Origin of the sequence: Roseixanthobacter psychrophilus (assembly GCF_043195195.1) — a bacterium.
Lineage (GTDB): Bacteria > Pseudomonadota > Alphaproteobacteria > Rhizobiales > Xanthobacteraceae > NCEH01.
In genome coordinates, this window is sequence record NZ_JBAFWT010000020.1 from 54,430 (window position 1) to 66,686 (window position 12,257).

A 12,257-nucleotide genomic window follows, 5' to 3' on the forward strand; every position below is an offset into this window, starting at 1 on the left:
TCAGCGGCTCCTGGTCCAGGTCTGGGTCTTGCAGAAGGGCACGATCACGCACCCGCGCACGTTCAGCGTATTGTCGCCGTCGAGGCGCAAGGTGGCGCTATAGGTCTTGCCGTCGTCGGCATTATAGATCTCGCCGCCCGTCCATTCGGCCGGGCCACCTGCGAAGCCTTGGAGAATCTGCAGGCCCTTCAGCGGGCGGGTCCGCAGGGCCGCGTTGGAATTATTGACATCCTTCAGGCCCGGGTCGGCCTTGATGCCGTCGGACGAAACGAGCCGGCCGCACACGGAACTGCCGCACCGGGTGATCTCTACCAGTCCGTTTTTGGTCGGCGTCGCCCAGGTGCCGGTCACATCGGCGGCGCGCGCGGGCAGGGCGGCGATGGGAAGGGCGGCGATGGACAGCGCGGCCGCCAGAAGCAGCGTCTTCATGAGCATTCTCCCTTGGTCGTCATTTGCGCATCCACCTCGTTGGCGGGTGGACGGGACGGCATTAGACTTCAAGGTGACGTATACGGCAAGTTTACGCCGCAAGCAGCGTTCGGGTCGCGGATGCGACATCGGTTTGCCGCATGAGGCTTTCGCCCACCAGGATCGTGCCGATGCCGATGCCGGCGAGCCGCGCCACGTCCTGCTGCGTGAAGATGCCGCTCTCGCCGATGCAGATCCGGTCCTTCGGCACGCGGGGCGCCAGGCTCTCGCTGGTTGCCAGCGTGGTTTCGAACGTGCGCAGATTGCGGTTGTTGATTCCGACCAACGTGCAGGGCAGGGCAAGCGCCCGGTCCAACTCCTCGGAATCATGGACTTCCACAATGGCGTCCATGCCGTAGGCGGTCGCCGCATCAAGCAGATCGCGGGCCAGCGCGTCATCTACGCCGGCCATGATGATGAGAATGCAGTCGGCGCCCCAGGCCCGCGCCTCCGCCACCTGATAGGTGTCGTACATGAAATCCTTGCGCAGCACCGGCAGCGAGACAGCGGCGCGGGCGGCCATCAGGAATTCCGGCGCGCCCTGGAACGAGGGCGTGTCGGTGAGCACCGAAAGGCAGGTCGCGCCCCCGGCCTCATAGGCGCGAGCGAGCGCGGGCGGATCGAAGTCGGCCCGAATCAGGCCCTTGGAGGGACTGGCCTTCTTGATCTCGGCGATCAGCGCCGTGCGGCCGGCGTCCAGGGCCGCGCGCAGGGCGCCGGCGAACGGACGGACCGGGCTTGCGGCGCGTGCCGCCGCCTCGATTTCGGCGCGTGGGCGGGCGGCCTTGGCGGCTGCGATCTCGACGCGCTTATAGGCTTCGATACGGGTGAGGATGTCGCTCATGACGGCACCTTGGGCGCGACTTTGTCCGAAATCATGACAAGCGTCTCCAGACGTGCGCGGGCGGACCCCGTGTCGAGCGAGGTCTGCGCCATCGCAACGCCTTCGCGCAGGTCCGCGGCCCGGCCGGCGATCAGGAGGGCGGCCGCCGCATTCATCACCGCCACATCGCGATAGGCGCCGGGCTCCCCGTCCAGGACGGCGCGCAGAGCGACCGCATTATGGGCGGCGTCGCCTCCCTTCAACGCCTCGGACGGAACGCAGCGCAGGCCTACATCCTCGGGCGCGATCTCGAACGTGTGGATCCGGTCGTCCTCCAGCGAGGCGATGTGGGTGACGCCGCAGAGGGTGATCTCGTCCAGGCCGTCGGAGCCGTTGACCACCCAGGCGCGCTGCGAGCCAAGGGTCCGCAGCACTTCGGCCAGCGGCACGATCCAGGATTTGGCGAACACGCCGACCATCTGCCGCGTCACCCCGGCGGGGTTGGAGAGCGGGCCGAGCAGGTTGAAGATGGTGCGCGTGCCCATTTCCACCCGCGAGGGTCCCACATGCTTCATGGCGGGGTGATGGGCCGGGGCGAACATGAAGCCGATGCCGGCTTCCGCGATGCAGCGGGAAATGCCCTCGGGGGTCAGGTCCAGCCGCACGCCGAGCGCCGCCAGCACATCCGCCGCGCCGGACTTGGAGGACAGCGCGCGGTTGCCGTGCTTCGCCACCGGCACGCCGGCACCGGCGACGATGAAGGAGGCGCAGGTGGAGATGTTATAGGAGCCGGAGGCGTCGCCGCCGGTGCCCACCACGTCGACCGCCGCCTCGGGCGCCTCGACGGTCAGCATCTTGGCGCGCATGACGCTCACCGCGCCGACGATCTCCTCCACCGTCTCGCCGCGCACCCGCAGCCCCATGAGCAGGGCGCCGATCTGCGAGGGCGTGGTCTCGCCCGACATCATCTTGTCGAACACGTAGGCGGATTCCTCGCGGGTCAGCGCCGCGCCGGTTGCAACCTTGCCGAGCAGGGGGCGGAACTGTTCCATCGCGTCAGCTCCGTGCCCGCCGGCCTTCGTTGAAGGCCCGGGCGATATCGAGGAAATTGCGCAGCAGGGCGTGGCCGTTCTCCGAGGCGATGCTCTCGGGATGGAACTGCACGCCGTGCACGGGGAGGGTGCGGTGGGCAAGGCCCATGATCAGGCCATCGTCGGTGCGCGCGGTCACCTCCAGCGCGGCGGGCAAGGTGTTCTGCTCGACGATCAGGGAGTGATAGCGGGTCGCGAGGAAGGAATGGTTGAGCCCGCGAAACACCGAGCGGCCCTCGTGGTGGATCTGCGACATCTTCCCGTGCATGGGGATGGGCGCGCGCACCACATCGCCGCCGAACACCTGGCCGATGGCCTGGTGGCCGAGGCACACGCCGAACAGCGGCACCTGCGTGCTGGCGCGCGCGATCAGATCGCAGCAGATACCGGCCTCGGTGGGGGTGCAGGGGCCCGGCGAGATGACGATGGCATCGGGCTTTTCCGCCAGCACCTCATCAACGCTCAGCGCGTCGTTGCGGTGAACGGTGACATTTGCGCCCAGCTCGCCGAGATAATGGACGAGGTTGTAGGTGAAGCTGTCGTAATTATCGATCAGCGTTACGGCGGTCATCGTGGCTCCAGGCCCGGCGGATCCGGGCAGGCGCGCTCCTCGCGACAAAGTGGGAGCTGCGCCCCGAGTTAAAGCGCGGGGGTGACGGAAGGGTCAAGCCTGACGCCATCGCTCGCGAAAGGAGATCGGATGCGCCATGTCACTGGCCCCTTTTGGCGCCGGCGGCGAAGCGCACCGCTTCCTCGCCGGCACGGAACAGCGCCTTGGCCTTGTTGATGCATTCCTGGTGCTCGCTCAGCGGCACGGAATCATACACCAGCCCGGCGCCGGCCTGCACATACATGCGCCCGTCCTTCACCACGGCGGTGCGCAGGACGATGCAGGTGTCCATCTCGCCATTGGCGCTGAAATAGCCGATGGCCCCGGCATAGATGCCGCGCTTGTCCTTCTCCAGTTCGTCGATGATCTCCATGGCCCGCACCTTGGGCGCGCCGGAGACCGTGCCGGCGGGAAAACCCGCCGCCAGCGCGTCGAGCGCGTCGAAGCGCGGATCAACCTTGCCCTCGACGTTGGAGACGATGTGCATCACCTGACTGTAGCGCTCGATGAAGAAGCTGTCGGTGACTTCCACGGTGCCGATCTGCGAGACGCGGCCGGCATCGTTGCGGCCGAGGTCCAGCAGCATGAGATGCTCGGCGCGCTCCTTCGGGTCGGCGAGAAGCTCGCTTGCCAGCGCCTCGTCCTCCACATGGGTCGCGCCGCGCTTGCGGGTGCCGGCGATGGGGCGGATGGTGACCTTGCCGTCACGCAGCCGCACCAGGATCTCGGGGCTGGAACAGACGACCGAGAAGCCCTCGAAGTTCAGATAGACTAGGAACGGCGCCGGATTGACCCGACGCAGCGCGCGGTAGAGCGCGAACGGGGGCAGGGCGAACGGGCTCTCGAAACGCTGGGAGAGCACCACCTGGAAGATATCGCCGGCGCGGATATAGTCCTTCGCCTGCTCCACCATGGCGCAGAATTCAGCCTCGGTGGTATTGGAGACGGGCTCCACATGGGCGTGGAACGGCTCCGGCGCGGGATGGGCCATGGGCCGATCGAGCCCCGCCACCACGCTGTCGAGCCGCGCCAGCGCCGCCTCGAACGCCGCGCGGGCGGTCACGCCGTCCTGCGGGCGCACGGGGGTCACGGCGGTGAGTTCGTCCTTCACCGCATCGAACACCACCATCAAGGTGGGGCGGATCAGCAGGGCTTCCGGCACGCCGATGGGATCGGGCTTGGCCGGCGCGAGGCGCTCCATCTGGCGCACCATGTCATAGCCGAGATAGCCGAACACGCCCGCCGCCATGGGCGGGGCGCCGGCCGGCAGGTCGATGGCCGATTCGGCCAGCAGGCTGCGCAGGGCCACGAGCGGCGGTTCGGCGCAGGGCTCGAACGCCGTCCGGTCCTTGAGTGCCGCGCGGTTGATCTCGGCCGTGTCGCCATTGGCGCGCCAGATCACGTCAGGGTCGAGGCCGATCATGGAATAGCGGCCGCGAGTCTGCCCGCCCTCCACCGATTCCAGCAGGAACGCGTTGGGCTTCTCGCCCGCGATCTTGAGGAAGGCGGAGACCGGGGTCTCGAGGTCGGCGATCAGCGTGACCGTGACGATCTGTGCCTCGCCGCGCGCATAGCGTTGGGCGAAAGCCTCAAAATCGGAGGGCGCGTTCATCATCATCCCGCTCAATTCGCGCTCGCGCCGATGGACTGCTGAAGCAGCGGCTCGTTCACCGAGACGCCGATCTGGGTGCGCAACTGGGCGAGATATTGCAGCAGCAGGTCGGTCTCGATCTGCTGCCCGATGCGTGTGGCGGCCTGCTGCTCGGCCGTCGTTTCCGGCGGCACGACAATCCCGGTGACCTGAAACAGGATGCGCTCCGCCGGCACGGTTCCGGACGCAAGGCCGTAGCCGTGCAGGGCCACGTCGAAGATCTTCGCGATGGCATCAGCCGAAAAATCCGAGGCGGCACGGCCTCTTTGCAGGTTTTCCGCAGATTTCACTTCAAGCCCGGCTGCGCCCGCCACATCGGCCAGCGTCTTGCCGCCCTGCACGTCCGCGAGGAGCTGCTTGGCCTTGGCATCGACCGCCTTCACGGTCTCGTCCTCGGTCCAGCGCGCCACCACCTGCTCGCGCACCTCGTCGAACGGGCGTTCGCGGGCGGGGGTCACCTCGTTGACGTCGTACCAGACATAGCCGCCGTTATCCGGCAATTGCACCGGCTCGGTCTCCACACCCGGCTGCGAGGCGAAGGACCCGGCGATCACCTCGGCGCCGCCGGGAATGCCCCGCACCTCGGCCCCGGTGGGATCGCGGCCGGAGCGGTCCACGGCATCGATGGTCTCGCTCTGCAGGCCGACCTTCTGCGCGATCTCCGCCAGCGTCGCGCCGGAGCCGCGGTCGTCCTCGATGGCATCGTGCTTGTCCAGCAGCTCGCGCCGGGCGCGGTCGAGGGCAAGCTCCTTGCGCAGCACGTCCTGCACCTGCTCAAGCGGTTGCTGCTGGGCGGGCTCGATCTTGGTCACGTGCACCAGGGCGGAGCCGAACGCGCCGGGAACCGGCGCGCTGGTGCCGTCGACGGGGAGCGAGAAGGCCGCTTCGGCGATCTTGGGATCGATCAGGTCGGTCCGCACCACTGTGCCGAGATCGATGTCCTTGGGGCTAAGGCCGCGCGCGGCGGCGATCTGGTCGAAGGTTTCGCCGGCCTTGATCTTGTCCGAGGCCTGCTGCGCCTCGTCCGCCTTGGAGAAGACGATCTGCTGAACGGTGCGGCGCTCCGGCGTGCCGAAACGGGCAGCGTTGCGCTCATAGGCGGCCTTGATGTCCGCGTCGCTCACCTGAATCCAGGGCGCGAGCGTTGCGGGGGTGAGGGCAAGAACCGTGATCTTGCGATATTCCGGCGCCCGGAAGGTGATCTTGTGGGTGGTGAAAAAGGCCTGAAGCTGCGCGTCGGTCGGCGCGGCGACCGGGCCTGCGGCCGCGGGACCGACCGCGAGATAGGACACTGCGCGCTGCTCGCTCTCATAGCGATGGGCCGCGTTCAGCAGGATGGCGGGCGCAACGAGATCCCCGCCGACGGCGGACGCGATCTGCTGACGCAGCATGCGCTGCTTTTCCGCCGCCAGGAAACGCGGCTCGGTGAGGTTGTTGGCCCGCAGGAGCTGCTGGAAATAGGCCGGGTCGAACTCGGTCGCGCCGGGACGCCGCAAGGCGGGATTGGCGCGGACGGTGCGCGCCACCTCTTCATCGGAAATGGCCAGACCCAGGCTCTTGGCCGCGTCGTCGAGCGTGGCCTCGGCCACCATCTGGTTCAGCACCTGCCGGTCGAGGCCGAACGCGCGCGCCTGCTCGGGCGTGAACGGGCGCCCGGTGCGCCGGCCGATCTGCTGGATCTGATCGAGATATTGCTGGCGGAACGCGTCCGCGGAAATCTCGGTGTCACCAACCTTGGCCACGGCGCGCGCGCTCGGGCCGCGAAACACGTCTGCGATGCCCCAAACGAGAAAGCTGACGGTGAGCAGGAGAAGGAAGGCCTTGGCGATGAAGCCTGAGGCGCCTTTACGGAGAGTCTGAAGTACCATTGCTCAGTCTGGTTTGAGGAGGGGCGCGGCCCCGACGCAGAAGGCGCGCATCATAGGGAGGGGGACCTCGCGCCGCAACGGCGCAGGCGGGGCCGTTTGCCGTGTCGCGCGCCCTCTGATAACCGGACGGAAACACCCCTGTCCATCGTCATCCGCACCGGAGGAATTCATGCCCGTCGTTCGCCGCCCGCTCGTCGCCGGAAACTGGAAAATGAACGGGCTGCGGCACTCGGGGGCGGAGTTGCTGGCCATGGTGGAAGGCTATGACGCGGGTTTGCGGGAACGGGTCGATCTGTTGATCTGCCCGCCGGCGACGCTGATCGCGGGCCTTGCCGGCGAGATCGCCGGCTCGGCCATTGCCATCGGCGCCCAGGATTGCCACGCCAAGCCCTGCGGCGCCCACACCGGGGATATCGCGGCCGAGATGATCGCCGATGCCGGCGCCAGCCATGTCATCGTCGGGCACAGCGAGCGCCGCACCGACCATGGCGAGAGCGACGCGATGGTGCAGGCGAAGGCGGCAGCTGCCCTGCGCGCGGGACTGGTACCGGTGGTCTGTGTCGGCGAGACGCAAGCCGAGCGCGATGCGGACGCCTGCCTGCATGTGGTGGCCCGGCAGGTGAGGGGATCCGTTCCCGCGGGCATTTCGGCGGAAAAGCTTGTGATCGCCTATGAGCCGGTGTGGGCGATCGGCACCGGCCGCGTGCCCACCGTGAAGGATGTGGAGGAAGTGCACGGCGAGATTCGCGGCGTCCTGCGCGAGCTGTTCGGCGCGGAGGCGGAGAAGGTGCGCATCCTCTACGGCGGCTCGGTGAAGCCGGACAATGCCGCGACCCTGCTGAGGGCGAGCGATGTGGATGGCGCCCTGGTGGGCGGAGCAAGCCTGAAGGCCGCCGACTTCCTCGCCATCGCGCGGGCCTATCTCTAGGACCTTCAGGAAAGGCGGCCGGAGGAGGCCGCCGAAGTTAGGCCCCGTAGAAGAGGCCTGGGGGGCGGGCGCCGTGCGCGCCCACCCCGCCAGAACACGATTAAAGCGAGAAGTTGGTGGCGCTCAGCAATTGCTTGATGACGCTCAGCTCTTCGCCGCTGGTCGGGGTCTTCTGCGAGACGAAGTCGAACACCTTGCCGTCCTGCAGGCCGTAATTGGCGATGCGAGTGACCCGGCGGTTCTTGTCGAAATAGACCGCGATCACCTTCTGCTCGGTAATCTCAGGCTTGAGGAAGGCGATCCGCTTCTCGGTCTGGGAGATATAATAGAACACGTCGCCGTTCACGGTGGAGACGGTGGACGGGGTGCCGAGAACCAGCAGCACCTGCTCCTGGCTGGAGCCGACCGGCACCTGATCCAGCGCGCCGTCGCTCAGTACATAGCCGCGCTGGTAGGTGCGCACCACGCCGCTGATCGACGTGCCGGTTCCACCGACGAAGTTCGCGCAGCCGGACAGCGCGCCGGCGATCACCGCCAGTCCAACCGCCGCGCAGGCGCGGCCGCGGGCGCCTTTGCGCGAAATGGAACTTCTTGCTTGCGATGACGCCACGCCGATTCCCTCGATTTCTGCCCCTGCGGCATATGCCGCCTGATCCCTGAGCGATGCCAGTGCCCTTGCCACGACGCCTCCAGCGCGCTACGCCCCTTGCTCATCCGCGTCTAGCCTACGAGCGACGCACAGACCCGCAAAAAGTGATGCTGAATCTGTTTCGTCGACCCGAGCGCCGAGCGACCATCCAGCGCCTCTATGGCGTGATCGTGGCACAGGCGCGGCAGCCTGCCTTCTATACCGACTTTGCCGTCCCAGATACTATAGAGGGGCGGTTCGAATTGGTGTTGCTGCATACATTTCTGGCCTGCCACCGCCTGAAGAACGGTGATGCGGCGAGCCGGGAGATGTCACAATTGGTGTTCGACGCCTTTCTCGACGACATGGATCGCAGCTTGCGCGAAATGGGCGTGGGCGACCTGACCGTGCCCAAGCGCATGAAGAAGATCGGCCAGGCGTTCTACGGCCGCGCCGGCGTGTTCGATGCGGCGCTCCAGGCCGGTGCGCCGCCGGACTCGCTGCGCGAAGCGGTCGCACGCAATATATATGAGGTCGAAGCTGCGGCGCTTGGTGCGCCGGGGGAAGCACTGGTCGCCTATGTCAGGCGCACGGTTGCCGCCCTCGCCGCGGTCCCGACCGAAGCGTTCGCCAGCGGCGATGTCCATTTTCCCACCCCGATCGCGCGCGAGGGTGCTGATCATGAGTGACCTTCCCTTGACCCATCGTATTTCCCTTGCCGAGGTTCCTGCCCACGGGCTCCAGGTGCAGCTTGCGCCGGACGCGGCGCAACGCGCCGCGCTCGCCCGCTTCCTGGACGTGCCGGCCGTCCATGGCTTCACGGCTGATCTCAAGGTCATGCTGGAAGGCGCGGGCGCCCATGTCTCCGGCCGCCTGAAGGCGCAGGTGCGGCAGGTCTCCGTGGTCTCCCTCGAGGCCTTCGATTCCGAGGTCGAGGAGGAGATCGACGTCCATTTCGCCCCGGAGGAGGTGCTCGCTGTGCGCACGCTCGACGAGGACGACCCGGAAGCGGAGCTGGATCAGCCCGACGCCATCGTCGACGGCGGCATCGATCTCGGGCATCTCGCGACCGAATTCCTCTCTCTGGCGTTGGACCCCTATCCCCGGCTTCCCGGCGAGGTCTTCGAAGCCATCGCCGAGGCTCCGGAAACCCTGTCGCCGTTCGCGGAGCTCGCTCGCCTGAAGGACAAGCCTTGATTGCCTGTGTGAAATATTGCGGTGTGCGCCCGAGACGTTATTGTCCGGCCGCTCTGGAGCGGGTTCTTCGTCCGCGGAACAAGCTGGAACGTCTGCCTCGATGACCGTGCCCGTTCGCATTGCCGTTGACGCCATGGGCGGGGACCATGGCCCGGAGACCATATTGGCCGGGGCGGCGCTCGCGCTCGAACGCCACCCGGACACGCAATTCCTGTTGTTCGGCAACGAGGAGCGGGTGCGCGCGGTGCTGGCCGCCCATCCCCGGCTGAGCGCCGCCTCGCGGGTGATTCACACCGAGATCGTCGTCGGCATGGACGACAAGCCCAGCCAGGCGTTGCGCAACGGCCGCTACAAATCGTCCATGTGGCGCGCCATCGACGCGGTGAAGACCCGCGATGCCGACGCGGCCATCTCGGCGGGCAATACCGGCGCGCTGATGGCCATGGCCAAGTTCAACCTGCGCACCATGCCGGGCATCGGCCGGCCGGCGATTGCGGCGATCTGGCCGACCCTGCGCGGCGAGAGCATCGTGCTCGATGTCGGCGCGTCCATCGGCGCGACGGCGCACAGCCTGGTCGAGATGGCGATCATGGGATCGGCCATGGCGCGGACCGTGTTCAGCATCGAGCGGCCGACCATCGGGCTGCTGAATGTGGGCGTGGAGGAGATCAAGGGCGTCGAGGAGGTCAAGGAAGCCGGCCGCCTGCTGCGCGAGGACACCTCCACCGACCTGCTCTACCACGGCTTCGTGGAAGGCAACGACATCGGCGCCGGCACGGTGGATGTCGTGGTGACAGAAGGATTTTCCGGCAATATCGCGCTGAAGACGGCGGAGGGGACGGCCAAGCAATTGGCGAGCTATTTGCGCGCCGCCATGGGCCGCACCTGGCGTTCCCGGCTCGGCTATATTCTCGCGCGCGACGGCTTTCGCGTGCTGCGCGAGAAGATGGATCCCCGCCGTTCCAACGGGGGCGTGTTTCTGGGCCTGAACGGCGTTGTGATCAAAAGCCATGGCGGAGCGGATGCGGAAGGCTTCGCCGCCGCCGTGGATCTCGGCTACGACATGGTGCGGCACGAATTGCTGTCGCGCATCAAGACGAGCCTCCTGACGCGTGCCGCAGCCGGCGGAGCGGCGGGCACGGCGTTGCCGGTAGAAGCGGAAGGTCAATCGTGAGCGTCATCAAGTCCGTGGTTCGAGGTGTGGGCTCCTATCTGCCGGACCGGGTCCTCACCAACGCCGAACTCGCCCGCTCGGTGGAGACGTCGGACGAATGGATCGTGCAGCGGACCGGCATTCGCGAGCGTCATATCGCCGCTGCCGGGGAGCTGACCTCCGATCTCGCGCGGCATGCCGCGACCCGCGCCCTGGCGGACGCCGGGCTGGAGGCGGCGGATATCGACCTGATCATCCTCGCCACCTCGACGCCGGACCAGACCTTTCCCGCGACCGCGGCGACCGTCCAGGCGGAACTGGGCATCACGCGCGGCGCCGCGTTCGACCTGCAGGCGGTGTGCTCCGGATTCGTGTTCGCGCTCGCGACCGCCGACGCGCATCTGCGCACCGGCAGCTTCACGCGCGCCCTGGTGATCGGCGCCGAGACCTTCTCCCGCATCCTCGATTGGGAGGACCGCGGCACCTGCGTGCTGTTCGGCGACGGCGCCGGTGCGGTGGTGATCGAGGCGCGCGACGCTGAAGATGCCGACGGCCGCGGCATTCTCACCACTCATCTGCGCTCCGATGGCCGCCATCGCAGCAAATTGTTTGTGGATGGCGGGCCGTCCTCGACCCAGACCGTCGGCCATCTGCGCATGGAGGGCCGTGAGGTTTTCAAGCATGCGGTGGGCATGATCACAGACGTGATCGAGGACGCTTTCAGCGCCACCGGAACCTCGGCGGAGACCATCGACTGGTTCGTTCCGCATCAGGCCAATCGCCGCATCATCGACGCCAGCGCGCAGAAACTTGGAATTGCAACGTCCAAGGTGGTGACAACCGTGGATCTCCATGGGAATACTTCCGCCGCCTCCATTCCGCTTGCGCTGGACACGGCGTGCAAGGATGGGCGCATCAAAACCGGAGACCTGGTTTTGCTGGAGGCGATGGGCGGCGGCTTCACCTGGGGTTCGGCGCTCATCCGATGGTAGGTAAATCACTAATAACGTTGACCAGCCTCGCCCTGAGTGGATAGGGTCACGACGGCTGTCCCTCTCTCTTGGGGCCGGGGAGACATATGGCTGGTAAGACCATAACGCGTGCCGATCTCTGTGAGGCAGTCTACCAACAGGTGGGCTTGTCCCGGACTGAGTCCGCAGCGCTTGTAGAACTCGTGCTGAGCGAAATCGCCGACTGCCTCGCCAAGGGTGAGACAGTGAAGCTTTCGTCGTTCGGCTCCTTCGTCGTCCGCTCCAAAGGGCAGCGGATCGGCCGAAACCCGAAGACCGGCGAAGAAGTGCCGATCGAGCCGCGACGGGTGATGGTTTTCAAACCGTCCAGCATCTTGAAGAATCGCATAAACGGGCGCACAGAAAACGGTCTGGATCGCGACTGATCCGATCGCGCGGACGACTGTCCGCGGTGCATGGAGGGCGAGCGCACGTGCCCGAGGCGAGGCCAACCGACAAATCACCGGACGCCTTCCGCACCATCAGCGAGGTGGCCGAGGATCTCGAGCTGCCCCAGCACGTCCTGCGCTTCTGGGAAACCCGCTTCACGCAGATCAAGCCCATCAAGCGGGCCGGGGGCCGGCGATTCTACCGGCCCGAGGACGTGGACCTCCTGCGCGGCGTGCGCCACCTGCTCTATAGCGACGGCTACACCATCAAGGGTGTTCAGCGCATCCTGAAGGAGCAGGGGATCCATTACGTTCAGGATCTGGCGATCGAGGAAGAAGCGGCGGCGTTTCAGCCGACCATGCCCATCGCAGCGCGCGCGCGTGGACCTGAGACGGCAGCCCCGAGGCGCCGGGGGCCCGAGCCCGACCTCGACGAAGCTC

13 protein-coding genes and 1 pseudogene are annotated in these 12,257 nt (G+C 67.0%); 7 read left to right on the forward strand and 7 right to left on the reverse strand.

Features of this window, described 5'->3' with window-relative positions:
• The 6 genes from V5F77_RS17370 to V5F77_RS17395 all read right to left on the reverse strand — a co-directional run bounded on the left by V5F77_RS17370 (position 1) and on the right by V5F77_RS17395 (position 6,511).
• Positions 1-429 carry a DUF2147 domain-containing protein gene (locus V5F77_RS17370; RefSeq protein WP_429006596.1) on the reverse strand — a complete coding sequence of 143 codons (429 nt, stop codon included), beginning with the start codon at positions 427-429 and terminating at the stop codon, positions 1-3.
• Positions 430-520: 91 nt separating this feature from the next.
• On the reverse strand, positions 521-1,312 hold the full coding sequence (gene trpC / locus V5F77_RS17375; protein ID WP_429006597.1) for an indole-3-glycerol phosphate synthase TrpC: 792 nt from the start codon (positions 1,310-1,312) through the stop codon (positions 521-523).
• A complete protein-coding gene (gene trpD / locus V5F77_RS17380) occupies positions 1,309-2,343 on the reverse strand; it encodes an anthranilate phosphoribosyltransferase (protein ID WP_429006598.1) in 1,035 nt (344 codons plus the stop codon). Before trpD ends, trpC begins: the two co-directional genes overlap by 4 nt.
• Positions 2,344-2,347: 4 nt before the next feature.
• Entirely contained in the window at positions 2,348-2,953 is a 606-nt protein-coding gene (locus V5F77_RS17385; protein ID WP_429006599.1) for an anthranilate synthase component II, read from the reverse strand.
• A 139-nt stretch (positions 2,954-3,092) separates the two neighbouring features.
• On the reverse strand, positions 3,093-4,607 hold the full coding sequence (gene trpE, locus V5F77_RS17390) for an anthranilate synthase component I (RefSeq protein WP_429006636.1): 1,515 nt from the start codon (positions 4,605-4,607) through the stop codon (positions 3,093-3,095).
• 8 nt (positions 4,608-4,615) lie between these two features.
• The gene (locus tag V5F77_RS17395) at positions 4,616-6,511 is read right to left on the reverse strand and encodes a peptidylprolyl isomerase (RefSeq protein WP_429006600.1); all 1,896 of its coding nucleotides are present in this window, start codon (positions 6,509-6,511) and stop codon (positions 4,616-4,618) included.
• 169 nt (positions 6,512-6,680) lie between these two features.
• On the opposite strand from V5F77_RS17395, the gene tpiA reads away from it, so the two are divergent.
• Positions 6,681-7,439, forward strand: coding sequence for a triose-phosphate isomerase (gene tpiA, locus V5F77_RS17400; RefSeq protein ID WP_429006601.1), 759 nt, complete (start codon positions 6,681-6,683; stop codon positions 7,437-7,439).
• Positions 7,440-7,539: 100 nt separating this feature from the next.
• On the opposite strand, the gene V5F77_RS17405 is transcribed toward tpiA, so the two are convergent.
• Complete coding sequence (locus V5F77_RS17405) at positions 7,540-8,049, reverse strand: outer membrane protein assembly factor BamE (RefSeq protein ID WP_429006602.1); 510 nt, start codon at positions 8,047-8,049, stop codon at positions 7,540-7,542.
• 146 nt (positions 8,050-8,195) lie between these two features.
• On the opposite strand from V5F77_RS17405, the gene V5F77_RS17410 reads away from it, so the two are divergent.
• The 6 genes and pseudogenes from V5F77_RS17410 to V5F77_RS17435 form a co-directional block, all read left to right on the forward strand.
• Entirely contained in the window at positions 8,196-8,756 is a 561-nt protein-coding gene (locus tag V5F77_RS17410) for a ubiquinol-cytochrome C chaperone family protein (protein ID WP_429006603.1), read from the forward strand.
• Positions 8,749-9,264 carry a YceD family protein gene (locus tag V5F77_RS17415; RefSeq protein WP_429006604.1) on the forward strand — a complete coding sequence of 172 codons (516 nt, stop codon included), beginning with the start codon at positions 8,749-8,751 and terminating at the stop codon, positions 9,262-9,264. Before V5F77_RS17410 ends, V5F77_RS17415 begins: the two co-directional genes overlap by 8 nt.
• A 100-nt stretch (positions 9,265-9,364) precedes the next feature.
• Positions 9,365-10,438, forward strand: a complete 1,074-nt coding sequence (gene plsX / locus V5F77_RS17420; RefSeq protein ID WP_429006605.1) for a phosphate acyltransferase PlsX — start codon at positions 9,365-9,367, stop codon at positions 10,436-10,438.
• Positions 10,435-11,409 carry a beta-ketoacyl-ACP synthase III gene (locus tag V5F77_RS17425; protein ID WP_429006606.1) on the forward strand — a complete coding sequence of 325 codons (975 nt, stop codon included), beginning with the start codon at positions 10,435-10,437 and terminating at the stop codon, positions 11,407-11,409. Before plsX ends, V5F77_RS17425 begins: the two co-directional genes overlap by 4 nt.
• Positions 11,410-11,495: 86 nt before the next feature.
• A complete protein-coding gene (locus tag V5F77_RS17430; protein WP_348845236.1) occupies positions 11,496-11,813 on the forward strand; it encodes an integration host factor subunit alpha in 318 nt (105 codons plus the stop codon).
• Positions 11,814-11,860: 47 nt separating this feature from the next.
• A pseudogene (locus V5F77_RS17435) lies at positions 11,861-12,166 on the forward strand (MerR family transcriptional regulator); the annotation flags it as partial.
• Positions 12,167-12,257: the final 91 nt, after the last annotated feature.